Origin of the sequence: Bacillus sp. J41TS8, from assembly GCF_018333035.1 — a bacterium.
Lineage (GTDB): Bacteria > Bacillota > Bacilli > Bacillales > Bacillaceae > Bacillus > Bacillus paralicheniformis.
In genome coordinates this window covers 1-255 of the sequence record NZ_BORF01000062.1, presented here as the reverse complement: position 1 = coordinate 255, position 255 = coordinate 1, and the positions used below count along the sequence as shown (strand labels likewise).

Annotated in this window: 1 rRNA gene; it reads left to right on the top strand. The window is 52.9% G+C overall.

Features of this window, described 5'->3' with window-relative positions:
• Positions 1–255 (top strand): 23S ribosomal RNA (locus KI350_RS22855); the annotation flags it as partial.

Below are 255 nucleotides of genomic sequence, written 5' to 3'. Positions count from 1 at the left end.
AGGTTGATATTCCTGTACCACCTCCTCACCATTTGAGCAATGGGGGGACGCAGGAGGATAGGGTAAGCGCGGTATTGGATATCCGCGTCCAAGCAGTTAGGCTGGGAAATAGGCAAATCCGTTTCCCATAAGGCTGAGCTGTGATGGCGAGCGAAATATAGTAGCGAAGTTCCTGATTCCACACTGCCAAGAAAAGCCTCTAGCGAGGTGAGAGGTGCCCGTACCGCAAACCGACACAGGTAGGCGAGGAGAGAA